This window comes from Mangrovihabitans endophyticus, assembly GCF_014646155.1.
Taxonomy (GTDB): domain Bacteria; phylum Actinomycetota; class Actinomycetes; order Mycobacteriales; family Micromonosporaceae; genus Actinoplanes; species Actinoplanes endophyticus.
The window spans coordinates 1-25181 of record NZ_BMMX01000004.1 but is presented as its reverse complement, the minus strand read 5'-3'; the positions used below and the strand labels follow the sequence as shown (position 1 = coordinate 25181).

Sequence of the window (25181 nt, the reverse complement as noted above, 5' to 3'; positions counted from 1 at the left end):
GCACCGCGCACCGGCCTGGCTCCCGACCAGTACCGTTTCCGATCAGTACGTTTCCCAACCCCGTACCGGCGAAAGGGCTCCCCCGGTGCCAGACGATCTGACGCTGACCGTCACCCAGCGGCCCGCGGCCCTCGACGCCCGGCGCGGCATCGTCCGCCTGCACCCGGAGGTGATGGCCGCGATGGCGGTCAACCCGGGCGACCCGCTGCGGCTCACCGGCGCCCGGTCGACCGCGGGCATCGCCGCCCGCGCCGAGCCGGGCGCCAGCAAAGCGCTGCTCTACGCGGACGATTTGATCATCGGCAATCTGGGCATGCGCGACGGCGGTCAAGTCACCGTCACGCCGATCCCGGTGGTCGAGGCCCGGCGCGTGACGCTGACCGGGCCGTCGGAGATCGTGGCGAACGTGTCGCCGGAGATGTTGCGCCTGGCGTTGCTCGGCAAGGTGGTCACCACCGGCGACGACGTGTCGTTGCTGCCGCAGGACGTGCTGCCCGCCGCGGATCATCGCTCGCTGGTCGAGGCGGCCCGGCGCAGCATCGCCAACCGCGTCGGCTACCTGTGGACCAGCACGCTGCTGTCGGTGGTCGGCGTCGAGGACGCCGACGCCGCGCTGGTCACCATGGACACCGTGGTCGGCTGGCAGGGCGGCGCGCAGTCGGCCCGGTCCGGCGCGCAGGCACACGACGCCGCGGGTCCCCCGGCCACCCGCGGCGACGCGCCCGCGTCCAGCGATCCGGAGACCCCGCCGCCCAGCATCGACGACCTGCCCGGTCTGCGCGCCCAGGCCCAGGAGCTCACCGAGCTGCTGGACCTCGGATTCCACCATCGTGAGGTGCTGGGCCGGCTGGGCACCACGATGTCCCTCGGCGTGCTGATCACCGGCCCGGCCGGGTCCGGCAAGGCGGCCCTGGTCCGCGCCGTCGCGGCCGGGGTGGGTGCCACCGTGGTGCCGCTGTGGGCGCCGGAGCTGGCCGCGCTGGCCAACGACGCGGCGGCCGGCCGGCTGCGTGAGGCGATCGCGAGGCTGGGCGGCAGCACACCGACCGTCCTGCTGATCTCCGACGTCGAGGCGCTGGCTCCGCGTGCCGAGCCGGGTCCGCTGGCCACGGTGTTCCGGCAGATGCTCGCGGAGGCGGTGCGGTCCGGCGCGGCGGTGGTCTGCACCACCAGCCGGCCCGAGTCGGTGGATCCCGGTCTGCGCTCCCCCGAGCTGTTGTCGGTCCAGCTCGCGGTGCCGTTGCCGGACGCCGCGATGCGCCGCGAGCAGTTGGTGGTGCTCACCCGGGGGATGCCGCTCGCCGAGGATGTGCGGTTGGACGAGGTGGCCGGGCGTACGCCCGGTTTCGTGGCCGCCGACCTCGGCGCCCTCGCCCGCGAGGCCGGGGTGCGGGCCGCCTTGCGGCAGAAGGAGGCGAACGCGCCCAGCGTGACCATGGCCGACTTCACGGCCGCGCTCGACGTGGTCCGCCCGACGTCGATGGCCGAGTCGTCCCTGGAGGTCGCCAAGGTCACTCTGGATGATGTCGGCGACATGGCCGAGGTCAAGCAGACGCTCACCGAGTCGGTGCTGTGGCCGCTGACCTATCCGGACACGTTCGCGCGTCTGGGTGTCTCCCCGCCGCGCGGGGTGCTGCTCTACGGACCGCCGGGGTGCGGGAAGACCTTCCTGGTCAAGGCGATCGCCGGAACCGGGCGGGCGAACGTGCTTGCGGTGAAGGGCGCCGAGCTGCTGAGTAAGTGGGTGGGCGACAGCGAACGCGCGGTCCGCGAGTTGTTCCGCCGCGCCCGCGAGGCCGCGCCGACCCTGGTCTTCCTGGACGAGGTGGACGCGCTGGCGCCGACGCGGGGTCAGGCCACCGACGGCGGCACCGCCGACCGCGTGGTGGCGGCGCTGCTCACCGAGCTCGACGGGGTCGAGGATCTGCGCAATGTGGTGGTCGTCGGCGCGACGAACCGGCCCGACCTGATCGATCCCGCGCTGCTGCGTCCGGGTCGGCTGGAACGGCTGGTCTATGTGCCGCCGCCGGACGAGCAGGCCCGCGCGGCCATCCTGCGGGCGGCGGCCACGTCGGTGCCGCTGGACGACGCCGTGGACCTGGACGAGCTGGGCGCCGGGCTGATCGGATTCTCCGCGGCCGACTGCGCCGCGCTGATCCGCGAGTCGGCGCTGGCCGCGATGCGCGAATCGCTGGAGGCCGCGACGGTCACCGCGGCGAACGTGGAGAACGCTCGGCAACGCGTACGGGCGTCGCTGGACCCGGCCCAGGTGGCCTGGCTGGAGGCGTACGCCGAAACGCACCAGCCGGCCTGATCCCCGGCCCGCCGGACGGGGACCGGCCCGGCTCAGCGCCGGCGGGACCGGCCCGGCTCAGCGCCGGCGGGACCGGCCCGGCTCAGCGCCGGCGGGACCGCGCCCGGGTGGAGCGCAGCCGACGCAGCCGGCCGACCAGCACCGGCTCGCGTTCCAGAGCCGCCGGATTGTCCAGCAGCGCATTCAGCAACTGGTAGTACCGGGTCGACGAGACGCCGAACGCGTCGCGGATGGCCTGCTCCTTGGACCCGGCGTGCTTCCACCATTTGCTCTCGAACGCCAGGATCTGCTGATCACGATCGGTGAGGCCGGAGCGCTGCGCGGGCACGACCGGTGCGGCACCGTCCGACGCGGCGATCTCCTGATCGGACGGCTCGCGGTGCGGCTGCCCGGCATGCGACGGCCCGGCATGCGGCTGCCCGGGGTGCGACGGCTTGGCGGATGACATGGCGCTCCAGGGTCGGGTGCGGAGTGCACGCACAGCATATTCGTCGCCGACGATTCCGCGCGCACGGCCCGAAACTACAACAAGTGATAAGCACATCACGCCACGTTGTTGGGCAGTCACCCCCAGAAGGACGTCACCGGGTCAGGCGCAGATGACCTGGACGCCCGCCTCACGCAGGGCGGTCACCTCGCCCGGCGCCGCTCCCGAATCGGTCACCAACACCTCGATCTTGCCGATCGGACAGATCCGAGCGAAGGCATGTCCGCCCAGTTTGGACGAGTCGGCGATTACCACGACGCGCTTCGCGCGGGCCACCATCAGGCTGTTCATCGCGGCCTCACCCTCGTGATGGGCGGCCGCGCCCAGCTCGACGTCCAGCGCGTCGACGCCGAGCAGCACGGTGTCCAGGGTGACCTCCTTGAGCAGCGCCCCACCCAGCGGCCCGACCAGTTCGAAGGACTGCGGTCGCACCACACCTCCGGCCACGACGATCTTCATCCGGGAGCGGACCAGCAGCTCGTTGGCGATGTTGAGCGCATTGGTCACCACGGTCAACTGGGCGCCTTCGCCGCTGGCGTTCAGGTCCGGGCGGACCGCGAGCGCGCGGGCCACCTCGGTCATCGTGGTGCCGCCGTTGAGCCCGACCACGGTGCCCGGACTGACCAGCCGGGCCGCCGCCTCGCCGATGCGCTGCTTCTCCGCCGAATGCTTGGCGGTCTTGTAGCGCAGCGGCAGATCATAGGAGACACCGCTGGCGACCGCGCCGCCACGAGTCCGGGTGATCATCTGCTGCTGGGCGAGCTGGTCGAAGTCCCGCCGAATGGTGGCCTGGGAGACGTCCAACCGACGAGCGGCGTCCTCCACGCTGACGCGACCACTGTCGGTGAGCAGTTCCAGGAGAGCGTTCCACCGCGCGTATCGGTCCACCGACTCCCCCTTGCTCGTTCAGTGTTCAGAGAGTGCACATTAGTGCGCAAAATCGGCTTAAGCAAAGCTCGTCACTGCGCAGATACGACGAGTTGATTGCACCGCGGGGGGCCTCCGCGCAGAATGATGCGCGGAAGATCATGGAATCAAGCGCGTCCGCGCAGCGCGCCTCGGCCCGGGTCCTGCCGGTGCGGGGGCATCGCCAGCGGCGAGAAGGAACGAGCGATGACCCACGTCCAGGCCGAGATCGCGAGCCAACCCGAGTGCTGGACCCGTGCCGCGGAACTGGCCGGAGCGCCCGGCCTGCCCGCGCCGGGCGAGCGGGTCGCCGTGGTGGGATGCGGCACGTCCTGGTTCATGGCGAAGGCGTACGCCGCCCTACGGGAGCGGGCCGGCCAGGGCGAGACCGACGCGTTCCAGGCATCCGAGTTCCCGGCCGCCCGCGCGTACGACCGGGTCGTCGCGATCACCCGATCCGGGACCACCACCGAAGTGCTCGACCTGATGACCGAGCTGTCCTGTCCGACTACCGCGCTCACCGCGGACCCGGCGCAGCCCGCGGCGGGCATCGCCACCGACGCGGTGGTGCTCGACTTCGCCGATGAGCAGTCGGTGGTGCAGACCCGGTTCGCGACAAGCGCCTTGGCCCTGCTCCGGGCACACCTCGGCGAGCAGGTCGGACCGCTCGCCTGCGACGCCGAAGTGGCCGTGCGGATGCCGCTGCCGCTGGACGCCGGCGTCGAGCAGATCACCTTCCTGGGCCGGGGCTGGACCGTGGGCCTGGCCGAAGAGGCCGCGCTGAAGTGCCGTGAGGCCGCGATGTTCTGGGCCGAGGCGTACCCGGCCATGGACTACCGGCACGGTCCCATCTCGATCGCCGGCCCGCGCCGCGTGGTCTGGGCGTTCGGCGAAGTGCCGCCGGGGCTGACCGACGATGTGGAAGCCACCGGGGCCCAGTTCGTGCACAGCCGCCACCACGGCGGATACGCGGCGCTGGGCAACTGGTGCGGCGGCCGGCGCCCGCTGGACCCGATGGCCGACCTGATCATCGCGCAGCGGTTCGCGGTCCGGCTCGCTACCGCGCAGGGCCTGGACCCGGACCATCCGCGCAACCTGACCCGCTCGGTCCTCCTCGCGTGACGTCGCCCTGCGACCCGGTCGTCGTCGCCCTGGACATCGGCGGCACCGGCATGAAGTGCGCCCTGGTGCGCCCGGACGGCACCGTGCACCACACCGAGCGGCATCCGACCCGGGCAGCGCGCGGTCCAGAGGCGGTCACCGGCACCATCCTGGACGTGGCCGCCGGGCTCGCCGACCGAGCACGGGCCGACGGCCTCCGCCCGGTCGCGGCCGGCATCGCCGTGCCCGGCGTGGTCGACGAGGAGAACGGCATCGCCGTCTGGTCGTCCAACGTCGGCTTCCGCGACACGCCGCTGCGCGATCTGGTCGCCGACCACCTCGGCCTGCCCGCGGCCCTCGGACACGACGTACGCGTGGGCGGCATCGCGGAGGCACGCCTGGGTGCCGGGCGTGATCAGCGGCAGGTGCTGTTCATCGCGATCGGGACCGGGATCGCGGCCGCGCACGTGGTGGACGGCCGCGCGTTCGCCGGGGCGCACGGCGCGGCCGGGGAGGTCGGCCACATCGTCATCCGTCCCGCCGGCCCGGCCTGTGGCTGCGGCGCCCACGGTTGCCTGGAGGCGATCGCATCGGCGTCCGCCATCGGCCGCCGGTACGCCGAGGTCTCCGGCGTCGCCGACGCCACCGCCTACGATGTGGCGGCGCGTTCCGCCGCCGGGGAGCCGCTGGCCGCCGCGGTCTGGCGGGACTCGGTGGAAGCGCTGGCCGAGGGTCTGCTCACCGCGCAGGCGCTCTACGACGCCGGCATGGTGGTGCTCGGCGGTGGACTGGCCGAGGCGGGCGAGGCCCTGCTCGCCCCGCTGCGCGCCGCGTTGGACCGGCGGATCACCTTCCATCGGGTGCCGCGCCTGGTCCGGGCCACGCTGGGAGACACCGCCGGATGCCTGGGGGCCGCCTTGCTCGCGTTGGACTCGCTGTCATGACCCGCGTCAGCGGACGCATCGTCCGGCCGGGGACGGTGATCGAAGGGCACGTGGACGTGGACGGTCCGACCATCGCCGCGGTCACCGCCGGCCCGGCCGACAGCGCGGACTTCGTGCTTCCGGGCTTCGTCGACCTGCACTGCCACGGCGGGGGCGGCCATCGGTTCACCACCGGCGACCCCGATCAGGCCCGTGCCGCGGCGGACTTCCATCTGCGCCACGGCACCACCACCGTGCTGGCCAGCCTGGTGAGCTCCCCGTACGCGTTGATGCGTGACGCCACACGGGCGTACGTGCCGCTGGTGTCCGAGGGCGTGCTGGCCGGCGTGCACTACGAAGGCCCGTACCTCTCGCACACCCGCTGCGGCGCCCAGAACCCGGAGTTCCTGCGCGACCCGGCACCGGACGAACTCACCGAGCTGATCGACCTGTCGGCGGGCACCCTGCGCATGGTGACGCTCGCCCCCGAACTGCCCGGGGCGCTGGCGGCGGTGGAGCAGCTCACCCGTTCCGGGGTGCTCGCCGCGCTCGGGCACACCGACGCCACGTACGAGCAGACCCTGGCCGGGGTAGCCGCGGGCGCCACCGTCGGCACCCACCTGTTCAACGGGATGCGCCCGCCGCACCACCGCGAGCCCGGCCCGGTGATCGCGTTGCTGGATTCCGCTCCGGTGCTCTGCGAGCTGATCGCCGACGGCATTCACCTGCATCCCGGCATGCTCCGGTTCGCGGCTCGCGCGGCCGGCCCGGACCGGAGCGCCCTGGTGACCGACGCGATGGACGCCGCCGGCATGCCCGACGGCCGGTACGACCTCGGTGGCCAGGGGGTCGAGGTGACCGATCGAGTGGCCCGGCTGACCCGGGACGGCTCGATCGCCGGGAGCACGCTGACCATGGACGCGGCGCTGCGCAATGCGGTGGGCGCGGGCATCCCGCTGGAGGACGCGGCGGCGATGGCGGCGACCACGCCGGCCCGCGCGCTCGGCCTGCGCGGTCAGGTGGGCGCGATCGAGGCCGGTCTGCGCGCTGACCTGGTCGTGCTCGGCCCGGACCTGTCGGTCAAGCGCGTGATGCGCCGCGGCGCCTGGATCTGACGTCCCCGATCGAGGGCGGGACGTCAGGTTAGCTGCTGGACGCGCTGAGCTCGGCCGGCCGGGTCCAGCCGTCGCGCACCGGGGGCAGCCGGATGGAGTCCCACGGCACCCGGGCCATCAGACGGGTCAGGACCAGCCCGAGCAGCAGGCCGGCCACCGAGTCGGTGATCCAGTGGAAGCTGAGATACGTCGTGGTGCAGAAGACCACGACGGGCGGAACGATGCGCAGGGCGGCCACCGCCGTCGCGGACAGGCCGCCGGTCAGGGCACCCAGCAGCAGGGCGATCACGCCGTACCAGACCAGCGCGTTGGCGACATGCCCGGAGGGATAGCTGACGCCCTCGTTCCCGAGGGCCGCGTCGTTGAACAGCACCGTCCGGTCCGGCCCGGTAAAGTGCGGCGCGGCCCGCTGGAACCAGATCTTCAGCGGACCGATGGTCACGTACGTGATGACGAAGGCGGCGGCGAACACGATCAGCGGCCGGATCGACCGGCGCCGCCAGGTGACCAGGCCGACCAGCACGAGGGCCAGCGGCATCAGCACCTGACCGCCCTGGCCCAGATAGTTGAGCACGCGCGCGATCCAGTAGAGCGGGGCGGGGCGGTGCGCGTCCGCCCAGTCGGCGACCGCCGCGTCCAGCGTCAGCAGATGGCCGGTGGCCACCGTCACGGTCAGCACGACGAATCCGGCGAGCAGGCCGAGGTCGGGCCACCAACTGCGAGGACGCACGGGGATCACGCTACCGGCCGTCGTGCCAGGTGCCCACGACCGCCCGGCCGCTGTCGTCGTGCCGCCAGATCAGGGCTCCGGTCGCCACCGCCAGCACCAGGGCGACGCACGCCGCCGCCGTCATCCACACTCCACGTCGCATGCCACTCCCGGTCGGCTCATTCGCATAGGCGTACATAAGGAACAAGCTGTCCAACGAGACGGCTATGACAGCGACGCGCCTCGACGACCAGGCACACTGGGTCGGTGCGCATCACGTCCGCCCTCATCGACCCGGCGCTGCTGGACCTGCCGTGGAGCGTTCCGCTGGAGGAATGGCCGGCTGATCATCTGGTCGCCCTGCCCCAGGGCATCTCGCGGCACATCGTCCGGTTCGTCAAGCTCAACGACACGGTCTACGCGCTGAAGGAGACCCGCGAGCGGATCGCGGAGAAGGAGTACGACCTACTCCGCGCGCTGGAACGCATCGACTTCCCGGCGGTGGAAGCGGTGGCCATCGTCACCGACCGCACCAGCGACACCGGCGAGCCGCTGGAGACCGTGCTGATCACCCGGCATCTGCAATTCTCCCTGCCGTACCGCGCACTGTTCTCACACGTGCTGCGACCGAACACGATGAACCGGTTACTGGACGCGCTGGCGGTGCTGATCGTGCGGATGCATCTCACCGGTTTTAGCTGGGGTGACTGCTCGCTGTCCAACACGCTGTTCCGCCGCGACGCGGGCGCCTTCGCCGCCTACCTGGTGGACGCCGAGACCGGCAACCTGTACCCGAAGCTGTCCGAGGGCCAGCGCAGCGAGGACATCGAGATCCTGCGGCTGAACATCTTCGGCGAGTGCCTGGACCTGCAGGCCGCCGAGCTGCTGCACGAAGCGATCGACCCGGAGGCCGTGGTCGACGACATCGTGGCGCGCTACGAGCGGCTGTGGCATGAGGTCACCTACGAGCAGCAGGTCTCCCGCGACGCCCGGCACGACATTGAGGGCCGCATCCGGCGGCTCAACGACATGGGTTTCGACGTGGCCGAGGTCGACATGTCCACCATGGACGGCGGATATCGGGTGCGACCCAAGGTCGTCGACGCCGGGTACCACACGCGCCGGCTGTTGCGCCTCACCGGCTTGGACGCCGAGGAGAACCAGGCTCGGCAGTTGCTCAACGACCTGGACACGTACCGGGCGGAGAGCGATCTGACCGACGAGCAGCAGGCCGCGCACCGCTGGCTGACCGAGGTGTTCGAGCCGGTGGTCCGCGCGGTGCCCGCGCACCTGCGCCGCAAGCTGGAGCCGCAGGAGATCTTCTCGCAGATCATTCAGCACAAGTGGCTGCTGTCCGAGCAGGCCGGGCGCGACGTCGGGATGGGACCGGCGGTGCAGTCGTATCTGACCGACGTGCTCGCCCACAAGCCGGACGAGCAGGCCGTGCTGGGCGTCGAGGCGTCCCACCTGTAACCCCCGTCCAGCCGGTCATCCCTCAGGCGGTGTCCTCCGCCCGCGAGTCCGGCGGCGTGGCGGCGGCCCGCAACGCGTGCAACCCCGCACGGCGTGCCACCACCACGACCCGGTCCCCGGCCGCAAGGACCCGGCGGGGGTCCGGATGCCAGTCCATCCACTGTTCGTCCCGGGATCGCATCGCGATCACCCGCACCTTGGGCAGCCCGTCCGCCTCGCTGAGCGGGGCGCCGTCCAGCGTCGACCCGGCCTTCACCAGCATCTCGGAGACCATCAGGGTGTTCCGTTCCACCGGAATGGTGACCAGCGCGTCGCGGTTGAGCATCGCCGCGGCGAAGGCCGGCGCCACGGTGCGCGACACGCTCCGGGACACATTGATGTTGAAGGCCGTCTGGACGTGCTGGGCGAAATCATCGTCGAACAGCCGCAGCACCACACGGATGTCGTCGCGGATCGCGCGAGCGTTCAGCGCGGCCTGCAGGTTCGTCACGTCGTCGGTGGACACCACCAGCAGCGCCCGGCATCTCTCGATGGACGCCGCCCGCAGCGTCACCTCGCGAGCCGCGTCGCCCAGGATGAACGGCACCCCGAGCCGCTCGGCCACCTTCACACCGCGCGCGTCGGGCTTGCGGTCGATCGCCACCACCTCGACACCCAGATCGTTCAGCCGCCACAGCACACCGGTGCCGACGGTGCCCAGCCCGACCAGCACCACGTGATTGGAGTGCGGTCGCACCACGCGGCCGTTGGACAGGGCCAGGCGGGCGTTCACCACACCCTCCACCACCGCGGCGGTGATCAGCGGCAGCAGCGCCACGCCGGCCAGGGTGAGCACCAACTGCGCCGCCTGCGCCACCGGATTGCGGTCCATCTCCACATCGGAGGATCCGACAACGGTGAGCAGCGTGACGTACAGGGATCGCCAGAACCCCTGCACGTCGTCGGCCGCCGCCAGCACCGCACCGGCCACCGCCGTGATCAACAGGGTGATCAGGACGGCGATGCCCAACCGGCGGCTGAGCGCCACCCGCACCGCGCGGCCGAACGATCGCAGATGCCGGCGCGGACGTCGCCACGGGGACGCCTCCGGCATCGGTTTGCGGCCGGGCGCCTCGGCCAGCACCAGGTCGTCGGGCCGCGGCGGTGCGGGGTCGGGAAGCACCCCCACGCGTCCACTATGGTCGGTCGCGCTGAGCACGCACACCACGTTCCGCTCGGACACCGCCGACCGGCGCGCCGTGTGCAGTGTGCGACCACCCAGCCGGAAATGCGTGGGCGCCACCTGCCCCAGCGCGGCGGCCACGAAGGCGGGCGCGGCCATCGCGGCGTCGGACAGCACGGCGCAGTTCGCGAACAGGCGCCGCACGCCGTACCCCAAGCCGGTGTTGAACATCCGGATCACCAGCCGCAGGTCCGGCTCCACCGCCTGCGCGCACAGCGCCGCGTGCAGGTTGATCACGTCGTCGGGCATCACCAGGGCCAGGGCCGCGGCACCGCCCAGACCCGCCGCGCGGAACGACCGCTCGTCCAGGCGCTCGGCGTGCATCACCCGCACACCGCGCAGATTGGACAGCGGGGGCACGTCACCATGCAGTTCGTGGGGTACCACGACGGTGATGCGGAGTTGCTCGCTGGAACGGACCAGTTCCTCGGTGAGCGTGTAGACCAACGCGTCGCCGCCACACACCACGAGATGGGGGCGGTTCTCTCCGTCGCGGGGCAACCGGTCCTGCAGCCGGGACACCAGCGACCATCGTCCCCCCGACGACGCATCGGTGCTCATGCCGAGGATGGTAGTGATGCGGCAACAGTCAGGTGCCCGGTGTGGCCACCAGATCCCAGTTCAGCAACACGAACGGGGCCTCCTCGGAGGCCCCCGCCTTGCGATATGTCGCCTTCGCCGCCACATTGTCGGGTTCCGTGCCCACCCACATGCCGTAGCAACCGGCACGGCGGGCGATGTCCGCCAAGGTACGCACCAGGGCCGTCGCGACGCCCTGCAACCGGGCATCCGGCGCCACGCCCAGCTCGTAGATGAGCATCTCGGTGCCCTTGTCCGGGTGGGTGGTCTCCACCCCCGAGATCATGCCGACCGGACGGCCGTCGTCGTCGTAAGCCAGCAACAGGTGATGCGTCGGGTCGGCGAGAAAACGCGCGGTCGCCATGGGCAGCGGCGGTGAGTCGAACAGATTCGCAGCTTCGTGTACGGCCGAGGCGTCCACGATCCGTTCGATGCGCATGACGCCACCTTAAGGTATTGAATTGCCCCTGATCGTTGGCGTGTCTGGTGGATTGTCCGTATCAACCGTTCGGCCCACCGCCCGCCACTGCGCGGCCGTGATCGCGTACTCCACCTCGCCCAGCTCGGCGCCCGCGATCGGCTCGTCCCAGTCCAGGTGGAACGTGCGCACGTAGCGCAAGCCGACCGAGGACATCGTCGCCCGCGAGGCGGCGTTCACCGCCATCGTCTCGGCGAAGATCCGGTCCAGCCCCAGATCCTCGAAGCCGTGCCGGATCAGCTCCCGCGCACCCTCGCTGGCCAGGCCCCGGCGCCAGTAGCGGCGCAGCATCCGATAGCCCAGCTCGGCCTGCCCCGCCACCGGCCCCTGGTCGGCTCGCTCCGGCGGCTGCAGAATCCACCAGCCAACGAGATCGCCGTCGACCCGCCCGGCCCAAAACCCCAGTCCCGGTACGCCCGACGCCACCACGAGCCGCCGCCGGTGCAGCTCCTCGACCTGCGCACGGCCGCGCGGGCGGCCGTCGCCCAGGTAGCGCATGACGGCAGGGTCGGCGTCCAGCTCCACCTCGAAATCGAGATGATCGTCGGACAGCGGGATCAGCTCGATGCGCGAAGTCCGCAGCGTCGCCTGCGTCATGGCGGAGATCGTGCCCGCCGACGAAACGGCCGCGCCACTGGTTTCCCAGCCCCACCAGCCGTCGATCTTTGGGAGTCCGGTGAAGGGCGGGGCGGCGAGGGCGGTGCGACGATCACCCTGAGGGGGCTTGGAAGAGAGCCCCCGGTCGGAATCGAACCGACGACATCTCGCTTACAAGGCGAGTGCTCTGGCCAACTGAGCTACAGGGGCGCTGCCACGCATCGTGGCACAGGGGAACTGCCACGCATCGTGCGGCACACGAGACGCACGAGTGACCAGCATAGCGGCCCGTTCCGGTGGCCGGCGGGCGCGTCGGCGACCAAACCCGCTGGTGACCTTGGCAGGGCCGACAAAAAGCCTTACGGTTACGTGGCGTGAGTCAGCTCACGTCACTCCTCCACTCGGATCGTCCGGCACGTTCCTGCCGGTGGAAAGGAAGTCGGTACAACCATGGCTACCGTCACGTATGACAATGCCTCCCGGATCTACCCGGGCGGCGACCGCCCCGCGGTCAACGAGCTCAACCTGGAGATCGGCGACGGCGAGTTCCTCGTCCTGGTCGGCCCCTCCGGCTGCGGAAAGTCGACAAGCCTGCGCATGCTCGCCGGCCTGGAAGATGTCGACCGCGGTCGCATCCTGATCGAGGGCAAGGACGTCACCAACCTGCCCCCGAAGTCGCGCGACATCGCGATGGTCTTCCAGAACTACGCTCTGTACCCGCACATGTCGGTGTACGAGAACATGGCGTTCGCGCTGAAGCTGCGCAAGACGCCCAAGCCGGAGATCGACCGCCGGGTCAAGGAAGCAGCCCAGTTGCTGCAGTTGGACGAGTATCTGTCGCGGAAGCCCAAGGCACTGTCCGGTGGCCAGCGCCAGCGTGTCGCCATGGGCCGCGCCATCGTCCGTGAGCCGCAGGTGTTCCTCATGGATGAGCCGCTGTCGAACCTCGACGCCAAGCTGCGGGTGCAGACCCGTTCGCAGATCGCGACGTTGCAGGCCAAGCTCGGCATCACCACCGTCTACGTGACGCACGACCAGGTCGAGGCCATGACGATGGGTCACCGGGTGGCGGTGCTGCTGGACGGCGAGCTGCAGCAGTGCGACACCCCGCGGGCGCTGTACGACAACCCGGGCAACGTGTTCGTCGCCGGCTTCATCGGCTCCCCGGCCATGAACATCAAGACCGTCCCGCTCACCGAGTCCGGCGCCAACTTCGGCGAGATGGTGACGCCGCTGACCCGCGAGCAGGTGGCCGCGGCGCAGAGCGGCGGCGGCAAGGTGACCGTCGGCTTCCGCCCCGAGGCCACCGACATCGTGCCGGCCAGCTCCGGTGGCCTGCCGATCACCGTGGACCTGGTGGAGGACCTCGGCTCGGACGCCAACGTGTACGGCCACACGGCGGTGGACGGCGACTCGGAGCGTTTCGTGGTCCGCACCGACCGGCGCCACATGCCGAGCATGGGCGAGACGGTGCACATCAAGCCGCAGCAGAACCAGGTGCACGTGTTCAACGCCTCCAGCGGCGAGCGCATCTGAGCCTGACGGCAAACGGAACCACCCACCGAGCCGGGACGCGTCGAGCGTCCCGGCTCGTGGCGTCAGCACGGGGTCTCAGCCGGCGAAGCGGTACAGCACCGCGTCCTCATCGGCCACGCAGGCCAGGAACGCGGCATTCCACGCGCAGGTGGACGTTCGTACGCCGCTGAGCACGCCCAGAGGCACTTCGTCGTCGCCGACGTGCCGACCGGAAATGCCGGGGTCTCCCGGTGAGCCGGACACCGGCGCGGTGAAGCGCAGCAGGTCGTGCGCGTCGACGCGGCCCGCCTGGCCGCGCAGCGTCCACGCCGCCCTGCCGCGGTCGTCGATCAGGCTGACCTGGGTGGGCGTCCCGCCGGTGGTCGCCAGCACCGCCGACCCGACCGGCACGAGCGTGGTGGCATCGGGCAGGCCGAGGTGCCAAAGGCCGCCACCGTCGGTGGCGTCGACCGCGGCCACCTGCGCCGTCGAGGTGTCGTAGCCGTCCGTCTCCACCCAGCACACCCGGCCGGCGCCGCATGCGGTGAGACGGCCGATCCGGTGCTCGCCGGGCGCGGTGTAGAGCACCTTCGGCTCGCCCAACGTGTCCAGGTCGTAGCTGAGGATCCGCTCCGCCTCGGCGTCCGAGCGCACGAGCAGCCGCCCGTCGTATGCGATCGCCTCATCGCGGGGATCGGCGATGCTCGGGCGCGGGCCGGTCAGCACGTTCCCGGTACGAGCGTCGAGCACCCGCGCGGAACGGTCGGCGCCGATCTGCACGATCCGCGCGTCCTTCGACGATGCGGGCGCCAGGAGCCGCCCGGTGACGTCGGTCGGCCCGTCGAGATCGCGAGCGGTGGTCACCGGAATCACCGCCGTGGTGGCCGAGCCCGAGTCGGAGACCGGGCTGTCCTTCTCCCAGCGCACCGTGCCGCGGCGCGGATCCAGCCCGAGGAGCCGGTCCTCGGCCCGGTCGACGAGCACCGCGACGTCCGAGCCGAAGTAGGAGACGTCATCGCTTTCGGTGATCGGGCGCCGCCACAATCGGTCGCCGGAGGCCGCGTCCAGCACCACCATCAGGCGGCGGTCGGTGCTCGGATCCCGCTCGCTGATCACGACCACCTGGTCGGGCAGAGCCACCATGGCCGACCAGCGCGGCGCGGTCGCGACCGCGGGGTTCTCCCAGGCTTTCTCGGCGGATTCCAGATCTACCGCGAGCACACCCAGCCGCCCGTCGTCGTCCGCAGTGGCGAAGTACGCGCGGTCACCGGCCACCCCGGCCGCGCTGAACCCGTACGAGATCGGGACCGCCGGGACGAACCGCGCGGCTTCCTCGACCGGACGGAAGTCGGGCGCGCCGCGACCGGGCCAGAAGATCACCACCAGAGTGGCGGACACGGCCAGCACGAGCACGGCAGCGGCCCCGATGATCCAGCGCAGCCCGATGCGACGCGACCGCCCGCGCTCCGGCATGCCCGGCGACCACGGCATGCCCGGCGACCATGGGGGCGTCGTCGCCGGCGTCTGCGGCATCTCCGCGCCGAACGCGGGCGCGCCCGGCGCGGCCGGGTCCGCGGCTTCGCTCGTGGCCCACGGGTCGACCGGTTCCGCGTACCGGAAACCGGGATCGTCCGGGCCGAGCGGGCCGTCCGGACGGTCGGCGCGCGGTGCGGACACGGCCGGGCTCAGCCGTGCACGCGGCGGCGTGCCACCTCGGCCAGTGTCACCGCGGCCGCGACGCTCGCGTTCAGCGACTCGACCGACGAGGCCATCGGAATGCCGACGCGCATGTCACAGGTCTCGCCCACGAGGCGGGACAGCCCGCGCCCCTCGGAGCCGACCACCACGAGCAGCGGGCCGACCGCGGCCTCCAGCTCGTACAGGTCGGTCTCGCCGTCCGCATCCAGGCCGATCGCGGTGAAGCCGGCCTGCTGACACGACTTGATCGCACGGGTGAGGTTGACCACCTGAGACACCGGCACACGGGCCGCCGCGCCGGCGCTGGTCCGCCAGGCGGTAGCGGTGATGCCGGCCGCGCGACGCTCGGTCATGAAGACGCCGTGCCCGCCGAACGCGGCCACCGACCGGATCACCGCACCCACGTTGCGCGGATCGGTCACCCCGTCCAGCGCCACCAGCAGCGGCGCGGTCTGCTCCAGCGCCGCGGCCATCAGGTCCGCGAAGTCCTCGTACGCGTACGGCGGCACTTGCACGCCGACGCCCTGGTGCAGCACGCCGCCGGTCATCCGGTCCAGTTCGGCGCGACTGATCTCCATGATCGGGATGCCCCGATCGCCGGCCGTCCGGACGATCTCGGTGATCCGGTCGTCCACGTCGATGCCCTGCGCCACATAGAGCGCGGTCGCCGGCACGCCGGTGCGCAGCGCCTCCACCACCGGGTTACGGCCGACCAGAAGCTCCGGGCCGTCCTTGGCGGGGTTGGAGCGGCGGCCGGGCGCGACCCGCGGGCCGTTGCGCGTCGGCATCTTGCCTCGCTGCGGACCGAAGGCGGCCCCGCGCTTCGCGCCCCGACCCCAGGTGGTGTCCTTGGTGCCCGGTACGCCGACCTTGGGGGCACGCCCCTGCGCCTCCGCGGCCCGCCGCTCCTTGTCCTGCTTGCGAGCGGTCTTGGCAGGCAGCTCCTCGGTGCCGGAGTAGCCCTTGTGCCACGGCCGTTCGTCGGCCGGCAGCGTGCGGCCGCGCCCCTTGAGGCTCGCCCGGTTTTTGCCACCGGAACCGATCGAAGCACCCTTCTTCGACGTCACCCGGCGGCTGCGGTTCGTGGAATTGCCCGGCATCAGTGCTGCTCCCCTACACGTCGCGCGCGGCGCTTGGCGGTAGCGCAGCTTTCATGACACGTACCAGCGTATCGGGGTGGCCGCATCCTCGCGGAACCCGCCCGAGCCGGTCGTTGCGGCGATCGCCGCAACGCCCATTCAGTGATCTTCAACTCATGATGCGAGAAAAACTCGCCGATCCGGTGCAATCTTCTGCATGCGGGGAACCGTCTTCATGGCGAAGACACCACCGCCACGGAGGAGATCCCCTTGCCGAAGAACTCGGCCAAGCGCCGCCACCCCCGCTGGACACGCTGGTGCATCGGCGTCGGGCTGGTCCTGATCGTGGTGAGCGGAGGATCGGTCGTCGCCACCCGCGTGGCGGTGGCCACCGCCACGCACACCGTGGTGCAGCAGAACCTGCTCGGCACCAGTCGCAGCACCACCGAGCGCAAGCACGCCGACATCCGCGGCGCGAAGAACATCCTGCTGGTGGGCTTGGACACGCGCAAGAGCAACCCGAGCATGCTGAGCCGCTCCGACTCCATCATGATCTTGCACATTCCGGCCGGGCACGATCGGGCCTACCTGGTGTCGCTGCCCCGGGACAGCTATGTCGAGATTCCCGCGTACGACAACGGCAAGGTGCCTTACCGCGGCGGCCACAACAAGATCAATGCGGCTTTCGCGTACGGCAGCCGGGGCCTGACCGGAGAATCCGCCCTGTCGCACGGGTTCGAGCTTCTCGCGCTGACCATCAAGCAGTTGACCGGCATCACCCCGAACGCCGGGGCGATCATCGACTTCGAAGGGTTCCGCAAGGTCGTCGACGTGCTCGGCAAGGTGTGCATGTATGTGGACGAGGACACCACCTCCATCCACATCGGCCACACGGCGGACGGCAAGCAGGCCGTTCCGTACGTGACGCACTCGGACGGGACGATCGCGTACAAGGTGCGCGGTGTGACACCGAACTTCTACGCCAAGGGCGACCACTGCTTCACCCCCGTCGAGGCGCTGGACTTCGCCCGCCAGCGTGACCTGCTCGCCGACAAGGACTACGACTACGGGCGGCAGCGCCACCAGCAGCAACTGCTCAAGGCGATCCTGAAGCAGGCGGTGCACGACGGGCTGAACTCGCCGGCCAAGCTGCCCGGCCTGCTGAGCGCGGTCGGCAAGACCATGACGGTGGACAACGGCGGGGTCTCGCTGGAGGACTGGGCGTTCGCCATGCGCAACATCAACCCGGACGATCTGGTCACCATCAAGACGAATGACGGCAAGCTCAACAGCAAGTCGGTGCCGGGCGTGGGTAGCGCGGAGATCCTGAGCGACACGAGCATGGAGTTGCTGAAGGCGACGAAGGACGACGAGTTGCCGACATTCCTGGCAAAGCACCAGGACTGGATCGCACAAAGCTGACCCACCCCTTCACGCCCCGCCACACCGCCCCGCCACCCCGCTCCACCGCCACCCCACCGCCACCCCACTCCCACCGCCACCCCACTCCACCGCCGCCCCACTCCCACCGCCACCCCACTCCCACCGCCACCCCACTCCACGGCCACCCCTCCTCCCACCGCCCGCCCCACTCCCACCGCCGATCTTGGAGTTTCCTGGCCCGAGTCGTCCGGCCATACCCGACTTGTCCGACCGCAATGTCCAAGATCGCCCCGCCTGGACGGTCGATCTTGGACATTCGGGTCGGACGAGTCGGCTTTTATCGGCCTGGATCGGGCACGGTAAGTCCAAGATCGACGCGGGGAGGCGCGACGCGGGGAGACGCGACGCGGGGAGACGCGACGCGGGGAGACGCGACGCGGGGAGACGCGACGCGGGGAGACGCGACGCGGGGAGGGGCGGTCCTGCGCGGTGTTCCATCGGATGCCGCCGAGTGGAACACCGCGCGTTCACCGAACGAGTGCCCGGGCGATTCCTGGCCGCCGACCGCTACTGGCCGCCGACCGCCGCGTACGCGTCGACGATGCCGTGCCCGTAGAAGCCGTTGAACTTGGAACCGCCGTCGCAGTACGCGTCGTACTCCGCGGAGAAGCCCTCCTGCGCGTAACTGCGCAGTCGCGGCTTCGGGCAGGCGTGCTCGGTCGCGGTCTGGAACAGGATCCGGCGCACCGCGTCCGGGTTCATCTTCAGACCGCCCCGCTTCCAGTCGTTGTTCCCGTACTGGCTGATGATCAGCGCCGCCACGCCGGCCACATGCGGCGACGCCATCGAGGTGCCCGCCAGGTACCGGTAGTAGCCGCACGTACCGCTGGAGCAGTCCTTGAGAACGGAGCTGGTGGTCGGGTTGCCGTCCGCGTCCACGGCGCCGCTCGCCCGCAACACCGACAGCGGGTACGTGGACAGCACGTTGTTGGTGGTCTTGTTGTACTGCGGAGTGCCATAGAGGTCCTGCGTCCAGCCTCCGGGTGCGGCCAGAGAGGTCTGCTCGGTGCCGTAGTTCGAGTACGCCGCCTTGGCGCCGGACGGCCCGACCGACGACACCGCGATCACGTTGTCGCCCTCGGCGGGCAGGCTGAGGCAGTCGGCGTTGTCGATGTCACGGGGGTACGACGGCGTCCCGTAGTCCGGGCTGGACGCGTCATCCCGCGGGTTACCCAGGTCGTCGTGCTGGTTGCCGAGCGCGCCGACCAGCGTCACGCCACCGTCGTGCGCGTAGTTCAGGGCGCGCTGAATGCCCACGATGATCGCCTGCTGCTCGGCCCGCGCCTCGGGGCCGTCGGCCGCGTTCGCGGTGCAGTTGTACAGCCACGGGTCGACGTAGAAGGACATGTTGACCACGTCGATCCCGGCGTCGGCCGCATATGTCAGCGCATTGACCACGGGGTCCAAGAAGAAGTATCCGGAGTCCTGACCGCCTTTGAGCTCCACCAGCCCCACCTTGGGCGCCACGCCGGAGACGCCGGATCCGTCGGCCGCCGCACCGATGATGCCCGCCACGTGGGTGCCGTGGCCGCCGTCGTCGGTGCCCACCGGGTCGACGCAACCGGCCACCTCGCAGGGCCCGTCGACGTCGGGGATGTCCGCCGCGAAGTTGCGGGACAGTCGCTTGATGAAGTGCGGCGCGAGGTCGGGGTGGGAAGCGTCCAGTCCGGTGTCCAACACGCCGACGGTGACGCCACGGTTGCCCTTTTGCAGCTTGCGGGCCAGATCCGCGTGGATCATGGTCAGGCCCCAGAGCCGGTCGTCGAGCGGGTCCATCTTGCCCGGTTTCGGCGCGGCAGCCGACGAAACCGCGGCGGAGGGCGAGGCAGCCGACTTGGCGGCGGCCGACGACCCGGCAGCCGGTGCCGGGCCGATGGGCAGTTCGATCGGTTTCTCCACCGAGGGCGCGAAGCCGATGGCCCGCCGGGGGCTGGCGCCGATCAGGTTGTCGGAGGCGGCGACCGCGGACGAGAAGCCGTCGCGTGTGGAGGTCACTTCATAGACACCGACCGCGTCGTTGCGGCTGAGGATGGTGCCGCCGACGGCGGCGATGGCCGCCGTGGCGGCGTCCGGTGACACGCCGTCGCCGGCGACCACCGTGTACTCGGTCGCGGTCGCCGCGGATGCCGGCGCACCGACGAGGAGCGCCGGAACCATCGCGGTGACGACGGCGGCGGCGAGCAGGGGTTTTCTCATGCACGCATGAAATCGAATCTGCTCGATTACGGCAAGACCGCTTGACCTTGCGTACGCTACGGCCGGGTCATCCGCAACACGTCCAGCGCCTGATCAAGCTGCTCCTCGGTGAGCGCGCCACGGGACACGTGCCCGCGCGCCAGCACAACCTCGCGGATGGCCTTCCCGGACGCGAGCGCCTCCTTGGCCACCGCGGCGGCCTCGTCGTAGCCGAGGAATCGGTTCAGCGGGGTGACGATCGACGGCGACCCTTCCGCGTATGCACGGACGACCTCATCGTTCGCCGCCAGGTCCGCGATGCACCGGTCGGCCAGCATGCGCGCCGCCGCGGCCAGCAGACGAATGGACTCCAGGATGTTGCGGGCCATCACCGGCAGCATCACGTTCAGTTCGAAGTCGCCCTGAGTGCCGGCGAAGGCGACCGTCGCGTCGTTGCCGATCACCTGGGCGCAGACCTGCCGCACCGATTCGGGAACCACCGGGTTCACCTTGCCCGGCATGATCGACGAGCCGGGCTGCAGGTCCGGCAGCCGCAGCTCGCGCAGGCCGGCGCGCGGTCCCGACCCCATCCAGCGGATGTCATTGACGATCTTGTAGAGGCTGACCGCGACGGTACGCAACTGGCCGGACGTCTCCACCAACGCGTCCCGCGCGCCTTGCGCCTCGAAGTGGTTACGGGCCTCGGTCAGCGGCAGGCCGGTGATGCGCTTCAGGGCGGCGATCACCTCGGCCGCGAACCCGGGCGGGGTGTTCACGCCGGTACCCACCGCCGTACCGCCCAGCGGCAGTTCGGCCAGTCGGGGAAGCACGTCGGTCAGCCGCTCGATGCCGTGGTGCACCTGCGCCGCGTACCCGGAGAACTCCTGCCCAAGGGTGACCGGTGTGGCGTCCATGAGATGGGTGCGGCCGGATTTCACCACCTCCGACCAGTCGGTGGCCTTCGTGTTCAGCGCGCCCGCCAGATGGTCCAGCGCCGGCAACAGGTCGCTGGTGAGCGATTCGGCGGCGGCCAGATGAATGGACGACGGGAACACGTCGTTGCTCGACTGCGAGGCGTTCACATGGTCGTTCGGATGCACCGGGCGGCCCAGCTCGCGTGCCGCCAGGGAGGCGATGACCTCGTTGGCGTTCATGTTCGACGACGTGCCGGAGCCGGTCTGAAAGACGTCGATGGGGAACTGGTCGTCGTACCCGCCGTCCGCGACACGCCCGGCGGCGGCACCGATCGCCTCGGCCAGGTCCTTCTCCAGTACGCCCAAGGCGCCGTTGACCTGCGCCGCGGCACCCTTGATGCGGGCCAGGGCGTGGATGTGCGCCGGTTCCAGGCCACGACCGGAGATCGGGAAGTTCTGCACCGCCCGCTGGGTCTGTGCCCGCCACAGGGCATCGGCCGGGACGCGCACCTCCCCCATGGTGTCGTGCTCGATCCGGAAGCCGTTCTCATCGCTCGTCGAAGTCACCACTCCATCGTGCCCCCGTCCGGAGCGGGCCGCAGGTGATCCGCACCCGGTCGGGTGTCGAGGGCGGCGAGCCGGGCCTCGACGTCGAACCGGTCGGCTGCCCCCGTCGCGGTGAAGATCTCCCGCGCCTGCTGCCACAGACGTCGGGCGGCGGGTTCGTCGCCGGCCGCCGCGGCGCAGGCGGCCAGCCCGCTCAGTGCCCGGCCCTGTTCCACGGGGAGGTTGATGCGCCGGGCGATGGCGAGGGCATTGCGGTGCAGTTCCGCCGCGCCGCCCAGGTCGCCGACGGTGGCCAGGGCGACGCCGAGGCCGTTGGACACCTGCGCGATGTTGGGGCTCTGGTCGCGCTCACGGGCGAGGCTGAGAGCGGCGAGGTACCAATCGACCGCCTGCTCGCTCCGGCCGCTCCGAGCCTCCACCTGGCCGAGGACGCGGAGCACTTCGATCTTGGTGACCTGCTGGTGCAGTTGGCGAGTGATGCGCAATGCGGCCAGGAGCAGCCGGCGCGCGGCGTCGAGATCGCCGAGGCAGGCGCGTGCCTCGGCGACGTCCATCAGGCATGACGCTTTGAGACTCGCGCTGCGGCACTCCACCGCGCCTTGCAATGCCAGCCGGGCCCGGCGCAGGGCCTCCGGATGACGGCCCAATTGGATCAGTGCGGAAGCCGATTCCGAGTTGCGCCGGGCGATGCCCTCGACGTCACGTTGCGGCCACGCCCAGTACGCCTGGTTGGCCGCCGCCAGCGCCTCCCGTAACCGTCCCAGCCGCAGAAGCACCACGCCGATGTTCGAACGTGCTCGGGCAGCGCCTGCGGAGTCTCTGGCGCGCTCGTGGTAGTCCAACATCACCGAGATGCGCTGCAGCGCCTCCGCGTACCGGCCGACGCGGACCAGTCCCGAGGCGAGATAGTTGCTCATCAGCGCGACCCCGCGCGCGTCACCACTCGCCGTGGCCGCGGCCAGTCCCTGGGTGTGCACCGCGATCAACACGTCGCAGTAGTTCCGGAAGTAGAGGAACTGCCAGTTCACCCGCGCGAGAAGCCATCCCGTCCGGTGGTCGCCGATCTCCGTCGCGATGCGCGCCAGAGCCACCAGATCCCGGCTCTGCGTCTCCAGCCAGTCCGGATCGGCCACCGCCCGTTCGACCAGATCGGGACGCGGGGGCGTGCCGACCGCGTAGTCGTTGGCGGCGGCGTGGGCTTCGCGGCTGAAGTTCAACGCGATGCTGGCGTGCAGGTGGAAATCCACCAGTCGCTGCAGCGCGGACCGACGCAGGTCCGGCGGCTCCCCGTCGACCAGCGACGAGGCGTACTGCTTGACCAGGTCGTGCAGCCGGTATCGGCCGGGCGCCGGCTCGTCGACCAGGTGCACATTCACCAATTCGTCGAGCACGTCCTGCACGTCGTCCAGCGACAGATCGGCGAGCGCAGCCGCCGCCGGCACCCCGAATCGGTCGGACGGGTACAGGCTGAGCAGGCGGAAAACGTTCTGCATCCGGGCCGGCAGTTGCCCGTATGAGAAGGCGAACGCGCTGGCGACCGTCCGGTCCTCGGCGGCCAGCTCGGGCAGGGCCGACTCGCCCAGGCGCCGCACCAGGTCGGACACCGCCCAGCGGGGACGATGCGCGAGGCGCGATCCGGCCAGCCGGATCGCCAATGGCAGGCAACCACAGCGCCGGACCAGCGCCAGCGACGCCTCCGGCTCGGCGGTTACCCGCTCCCCGACGATCTTGGTCAGCATGGCCACCGCGTCCGGTTCGTCCAGGACCGGCAGCGACTCGGGGTGCACGCCGTCCAGCCCGATCAGCCGCCGACGGCTGGTGACCAGCGCCAGGCTGCCCGGTGAGGCCGGCAGCAGCAGGCCGATCTGGGCGCTGGACGCCGCGTTGTCCAAGATCACCAGACCCCGTCGGGCCGCGAGTTCGGAGCGCCACAACGCCGCTCGGTCGTCGAGGTCGGTGGGCACGCGCTCGCCCTCGATGCCGAGTTGGCGCAGCAGGGCCAGCAAGGCGGCCTCCGGCTCGACGGGCGCCCGTTCGCCGTGCCCGTGCAGGTCGAGAAACAGTTGCGCGTCCGGGTACGCGTCGGCGAGCAGCCCCGCCACCCGCAACGCCAGGGTGGTCTTGCCGCTGCCCGCCATGCCGTCGATGGCCAGCACCGTGGTGCGCGTCGCCGCCGCGAGCAACCGGCTGACGGCGTCACCACGCCCGGTGAAGTCGCCCACCGTACGGGGCAGGTTGCGCGGCGCCGGGGATGCGGCGTGCGCGGCGTGGCCGGGCACCACCTCGCCGCTCAGGATGCGTCGGTGCAGGTCCTGCAAGGCCGGTCCCGGTTCGATGCCCAGCTCGTCGCGGAGCAGGGTGCACACCCGGCGATATTCGGCAAGCGCCTCGGCCTGCCGCCCGATCTGGCAGAGACAGGTCATGAGCTGCGCCCGCAGCCGTTCCCGGAGCGGATACCGCTCGACCATCCCGGCCAGATCGGCGGCCAGTTCCCGGGTGCCGCCGGCCTCCAGCTCCAGGTCGATCCAGTCCTCCATCGCCGCGGCGCGTTGCTCGTCCAGGACGCCCGCCGACTGGCGCACGGCCGGGGTGTCCAACCCGGTCAACGCCGGGCCACGCCAGAGCGCCAAGGCTTCCCGGAACATCGCGGCGGCCTTGTCGCCGTCGCTTCCGGCGGTCGCCCGCGCCTCCGCGGTGAGCCGGGCGAAGACCGCCGCATCGAGGTCCGCACCGGGCACCGTGACGGCGTAACCGGCGGGGTCGGTGGCGATCATGTCGGCGGGCAGCAGGCGGCGCAGCCGCGAGATGCATGTCTGCAACTGCCCCCGCGCGGTGGCGGGCGGGTCGTCCGCCCAGACGGCGTCGATCAACTCCTCCACACCGACGATCCGGGTGTTGTTGAGGAGAAGCGTCGCCAGGACAACGCGGTCACGGCCGGCCGTGATCGCTACATCGCGACCGCCATCGGTCACCGAGAGCGGCCCCAGGATGCCGAACCGCATGGTCTCCCCCGTCCTTACCGCCGACCGACTCGACGATAGCGGCGAGAGCGGATCGGCAGCGCGACGATAGCGGCGGATGACAGTCTTCGCCCCGGCAAACGGGGGCGTTCAGCCCGTCCGCAAACACGTCGCGGACGGGCTGTACGCATTGTCACCCCCGACCGGTCACTCGTTGGACGCAGGCCGAAGCGAACCGTATCGTCGGCAAGGTTTGCACTGCCCGACGAACAGGATCTTGAGATGCGACGTGCCCTTCTGGCGGTAACCCTCGGTGGTCTTCTGCTGTCCGGTGCGGCTTGCGGCAGCGACACCAGCGGCGACCCGTCCGACGACACCCCGCAAGCCGGAGGGCCATCGTGGGTGGCCACACCGTCGACCCCGGTGACCACGGAACCGGACTACTCGGCGAACACCGAGACGGTGTGTGGCGAGGTTCAGAAGATCTTCAGCGAGGATCTGGAGGACTTCGGCACCCACATCGGCAAGATGATTGCGTACCGGGAAGCGAAGGACTCGGACGCGGCCAAGAAGGCCGAGCAAGCGGCGTCCAAGGAACTCAAGGACATCGGCGCCAAGCTGAAGAAGGAGACGGACGCGGCGCAGGATCCGGACCTGCGGGATGCGGGTGCCGAGTCGGCCGCGAAGTTCGTCAAGAGCAGCGGCGACGACAAGCTCTTCGACGACATCACCACCACCGACAAACTGGACCAGACCATCCAGGATCGGATCACCGAATGGATGACGCCGGTCGTCGGTTACTGCGCCTGACGGGCCGCCATCGCCCACGGGTCCGGTGCGGGCTAGGGGCAATGCCGCGTAGTTAGGGTGCTGGGCTGCTGGTCGACCCTAGGGTGATCGTGATGGTTGCTTTGTGGTTGGTTCGG

20 protein-coding genes and 1 tRNA gene are annotated in these 25181 nt (G+C 70.8%); 8 read left to right on the top strand and 13 right to left on the bottom strand.

Annotated features, from left to right (window positions below; translation table 11 throughout):
- The first annotated feature begins 85 nt into the window (after nucleotides 1-85).
- Nucleotides 86-2314, top strand: coding sequence for an AAA family ATPase (locus IEY73_RS07740; RefSeq protein ID WP_229715657.1), 2229 nt, complete (start codon nucleotides 86-88; stop codon nucleotides 2312-2314).
- A gap of 82 nt (nucleotides 2315-2396) precedes the next feature.
- On the opposite strand, the gene IEY73_RS07735 is transcribed toward IEY73_RS07740, so the two are convergent.
- On the bottom strand, nucleotides 2397-2762 hold the full coding sequence (locus IEY73_RS07735; RefSeq protein ID WP_189078413.1) for a DUF3263 domain-containing protein: 366 nt from the start codon (nucleotides 2760-2762) through the stop codon (nucleotides 2397-2399).
- A 141-nt stretch (nucleotides 2763-2903) separates the two neighbouring features.
- On the bottom strand, nucleotides 2904-3689 hold the full coding sequence (locus IEY73_RS07730) for a DeoR/GlpR family DNA-binding transcription regulator (RefSeq protein WP_189078412.1): 786 nt from the start codon (nucleotides 3687-3689) through the stop codon (nucleotides 2904-2906).
- 225 nt (nucleotides 3690-3914) lie between these two features.
- Here IEY73_RS07730 and IEY73_RS07725 point away from each other — a divergent pair, with 225 nt between their 5' ends.
- The 3 genes from IEY73_RS07725 to nagA are packed head-to-tail and all read left to right on the top strand — an operon-like array spanning nucleotide 3915 to nucleotide 6846.
- A complete protein-coding gene (locus tag IEY73_RS07725; RefSeq protein WP_189078411.1) occupies nucleotides 3915-4829 on the top strand; it encodes an SIS domain-containing protein in 915 nt (304 codons plus the stop codon).
- Nucleotides 4826-5752, top strand: coding sequence for an ROK family protein (locus tag IEY73_RS07720; protein ID WP_268240420.1), 927 nt, complete (start codon nucleotides 4826-4828; stop codon nucleotides 5750-5752). Before IEY73_RS07725 ends, IEY73_RS07720 begins: the two co-directional genes overlap by 4 nt.
- On the top strand, nucleotides 5749-6846 hold the full coding sequence (gene nagA, locus IEY73_RS07715; protein WP_189078410.1) for an N-acetylglucosamine-6-phosphate deacetylase: 1098 nt from the start codon (nucleotides 5749-5751) through the stop codon (nucleotides 6844-6846). Before IEY73_RS07720 ends, nagA begins: the two co-directional genes overlap by 4 nt.
- A 28-nt stretch (nucleotides 6847-6874) precedes the next feature.
- Here the strand turns inward: nagA and IEY73_RS07710 are convergent, their stop codons facing one another.
- Both IEY73_RS07710 and IEY73_RS34065 read right to left on the bottom strand, forming a co-directional pair.
- Nucleotides 6875-7576, bottom strand: coding sequence for a phosphatase PAP2 family protein (locus IEY73_RS07710; RefSeq protein ID WP_229715656.1), 702 nt, complete (start codon nucleotides 7574-7576; stop codon nucleotides 6875-6877).
- 10 nt (nucleotides 7577-7586) lie between these two features.
- Nucleotides 7587-7718 (bottom strand): hypothetical protein, encoded by a 132-nt coding sequence (locus IEY73_RS34065; RefSeq protein ID WP_268240419.1) that lies wholly within the window; start codon nucleotides 7716-7718, stop codon nucleotides 7587-7589.
- A gap of 104 nt (nucleotides 7719-7822) precedes the next feature.
- On the opposite strand from IEY73_RS34065, the gene IEY73_RS07705 reads away from it, so the two are divergent.
- Nucleotides 7823-9028 (top strand): DUF4032 domain-containing protein, encoded by a 1206-nt coding sequence (locus IEY73_RS07705; RefSeq protein ID WP_189078408.1) that lies wholly within the window; start codon nucleotides 7823-7825, stop codon nucleotides 9026-9028.
- Nucleotides 9029-9050: 22 nt separating this feature from the next.
- On the opposite strand, the gene IEY73_RS07700 is transcribed toward IEY73_RS07705, so the two are convergent.
- From IEY73_RS07700 to IEY73_RS07685, 4 genes are all read right to left on the bottom strand, one after another.
- Nucleotides 9051-10811: a potassium channel family protein gene (locus tag IEY73_RS07700; RefSeq protein WP_189078407.1), complete on the bottom strand. Its 1761-nt coding sequence runs from the start codon at nucleotides 10809-10811 to the stop codon at nucleotides 9051-9053.
- A 28-nt stretch (nucleotides 10812-10839) separates the two neighbouring features.
- Nucleotides 10840-11268: a GNAT family N-acetyltransferase gene (locus IEY73_RS07695; protein WP_189078406.1), complete on the bottom strand. Its 429-nt coding sequence runs from the start codon at nucleotides 11266-11268 to the stop codon at nucleotides 10840-10842.
- Nucleotides 11269-11277: 9 nt separating this feature from the next.
- On the bottom strand, nucleotides 11278-11904 hold the full coding sequence (locus IEY73_RS07690; RefSeq protein ID WP_189078405.1) for a GNAT family N-acetyltransferase: 627 nt from the start codon (nucleotides 11902-11904) through the stop codon (nucleotides 11278-11280).
- Nucleotides 11905-12040: 136 nt separating this feature from the next.
- A tRNA-Thr gene (locus IEY73_RS07685) sits at nucleotides 12041-12114 on the bottom strand.
- Nucleotides 12115-12354: 240 nt separating this feature from the next.
- Between IEY73_RS07685 and IEY73_RS07680 the strand changes: the two genes are divergently transcribed.
- Nucleotides 12355-13440: an ABC transporter ATP-binding protein gene (locus IEY73_RS07680; RefSeq protein ID WP_189078404.1), complete on the top strand. Its 1086-nt coding sequence runs from the start codon at nucleotides 12355-12357 to the stop codon at nucleotides 13438-13440.
- 75 nt (nucleotides 13441-13515) lie between these two features.
- On the opposite strand, the gene IEY73_RS07675 is transcribed toward IEY73_RS07680, so the two are convergent.
- Nucleotides 13516-15096 carry an outer membrane protein assembly factor BamB family protein gene (locus tag IEY73_RS07675; protein ID WP_189078403.1) on the bottom strand — a complete coding sequence of 527 codons (1581 nt, stop codon included), beginning with the start codon at nucleotides 15094-15096 and terminating at the stop codon, nucleotides 13516-13518.
- Between the two features lie 8 nt (nucleotides 15097-15104).
- Nucleotides 15105-16217, bottom strand: a complete 1113-nt coding sequence (gene rlmB / locus IEY73_RS07670; RefSeq protein WP_189078402.1) for a 23S rRNA (guanosine(2251)-2'-O)-methyltransferase RlmB — start codon at nucleotides 16215-16217, stop codon at nucleotides 15105-15107.
- 249 nt (nucleotides 16218-16466) lie between these two features.
- On the opposite strand from rlmB, the gene IEY73_RS07665 reads away from it, so the two are divergent.
- Nucleotides 16467-17618 carry an LCP family protein gene (locus IEY73_RS07665; protein WP_189078401.1) on the top strand — a complete coding sequence of 384 codons (1152 nt, stop codon included), beginning with the start codon at nucleotides 16467-16469 and terminating at the stop codon, nucleotides 17616-17618.
- A gap of 528 nt (nucleotides 17619-18146) precedes the next feature.
- Here the strand turns inward: IEY73_RS07665 and IEY73_RS07660 are convergent.
- Genes IEY73_RS07660 through IEY73_RS07650 form a run of 3 tightly spaced genes read right to left on the bottom strand, consistent with a single transcriptional unit; the run spans nucleotide 18147 to nucleotide 24297 of the window.
- Nucleotides 18147-19835, bottom strand: coding sequence for a S8 family serine peptidase (locus tag IEY73_RS07660; protein WP_189078400.1), 1689 nt, complete (start codon nucleotides 19833-19835; stop codon nucleotides 18147-18149).
- Nucleotides 19836-19891: 56 nt separating this feature from the next.
- Complete coding sequence (locus IEY73_RS07655) at nucleotides 19892-21295, bottom strand: class II fumarate hydratase (RefSeq protein ID WP_189078658.1); 1404 nt, start codon at nucleotides 21293-21295, stop codon at nucleotides 19892-19894.
- The gene (locus IEY73_RS07650; RefSeq protein ID WP_189078399.1) at nucleotides 21292-24297 is read right to left on the bottom strand and encodes an AfsR/SARP family transcriptional regulator; all 3006 of its coding nucleotides are present in this window, start codon (nucleotides 24295-24297) and stop codon (nucleotides 21292-21294) included. The genes IEY73_RS07655 and IEY73_RS07650 overlap by 4 nt, the downstream gene beginning before the upstream one ends.
- Before the next feature lie 240 nt (nucleotides 24298-24537).
- Between IEY73_RS07650 and IEY73_RS07645 the strand changes: the two genes are divergently transcribed.
- A complete protein-coding gene (locus IEY73_RS07645) occupies nucleotides 24538-25065 on the top strand; it encodes a hypothetical protein (RefSeq protein WP_189078398.1) in 528 nt (175 codons plus the stop codon).
- Nucleotides 25066-25181: the final 116 nt, after the last annotated feature.